Source organism: Mesorhizobium sp. M7A.F.Ca.CA.002.09.1.1, assembly GCF_003998555.1.
In the GTDB taxonomy this organism is placed as follows: Bacteria; Pseudomonadota; Alphaproteobacteria; order Rhizobiales; family Rhizobiaceae; genus Mesorhizobium; species Mesorhizobium ciceri.
In genome coordinates this window covers 1-930 of record NZ_RZRR01001363.1, presented here as the reverse complement: position 1 = coordinate 930, position 930 = coordinate 1, and the positions used below count along the sequence as shown (strand labels likewise).

The window sequence follows — 930 nt, the reverse complement described above, 5'->3', positions numbered from 1 at the left end:
ATGGAACAGGGTCTGAAATTGCGTCAGCAGGTCTGCCGACGCACGATGCCCTCGCCTTACGAGGCCTTCTTGATCGACGTCACGATGCCGGTCTTGTCATCGACGGTCACCGCCACCTTGGCGCCGACCTTCAGTTTCCCGATCGTCGCTTCGGGCGACAGCTGGTAGATCTTGCCGTCGTCGAGGGTGATCGACTTGGTCGTCGGATCGACGGCCTGAATGGTGCCCTGAACGGTCGCGGCATAAGCGGTGCCGAGGAAGGCGAGCAGAGCAGCGGTGGTTGCGAGGGTCTTCTTCATTGGTAAGCACTCCGTGCTGTTTCACTTTTCCGGACCGCCGCCTTGGGAAACGACAGCACCGGACGGCCTGAAACTGGACGGAAAGCGCACCCTCCGCAAATCACATTGGGTGAATTTTCGCAAACAATATCATAGGCTTAATTCCGACACATTATCTGCGACCTAGATCATTTCAGGCCGCTTCGGCTCCCCCAATGAACGCACTTCTGTCCGCGAAAAGAGTCACTTGGCCGATTGTGACGGGCGGCTTTCGATCACCACGCAGCCGCCGCAATCCATCTCGGGCGGCATCACGAAACAGAGCGCTGACCGATCGTCGATACACATTTTGTTTCGCGGATCAGTTCAAAAACCGCCACGCCAACGCTGATCAAACTCGCGCTACGGTTGCAAACCGACGTCGAATGCGGGATGGTGTCGACCGTTGACATGAAGGGGGGCCTTCCATGAAGCTTGCAGTCTGGACTGCGATGTCCCTGATGCTGGCGCTTGCTCCAGGATTGGCCGGCGCACAAGCCACGGATCCGGGCGACGACAAAACAATTATCTTCACTCCCGGCGACCCAGAGATGGCAGCGGCCACCGCGCAGGCGCTCGCCAGCCTGGACGACTTCCTGGCACTGTCCGAGGC

General features: G+C 58.9%; 1 protein-coding gene and 1 pseudogene. One reads left to right on the top strand and one right to left on the bottom strand.

What is annotated here, in order from left to right; all coding sequences use genetic code 11:
* Positions 1-56: 56 nt before the first annotated feature.
* The gene (locus EN994_RS33245; RefSeq protein WP_013530037.1) at positions 57-299 is read right to left on the bottom strand and encodes a DUF1344 domain-containing protein; all 243 of its coding nucleotides are present in this window, start codon (positions 297-299) and stop codon (positions 57-59) included.
* Positions 300-745: 446 nt separating this feature from the next.
* Here EN994_RS33245 and EN994_RS33240 point away from each other — a divergent pair.
* Positions 746-930: pseudogene (locus EN994_RS33240) on the top strand (hypothetical protein); the annotation flags it as partial.

What these genes read in the sequence shown, in the direction of transcription:
- EN994_RS33245 (WP_013530037.1), bottom strand. Translation starts at nt 299, where the DNA reads ATGAAGAAGACCCTCGCAACCACCGCTGCTCTGCTCGCCTTCCTCGGC.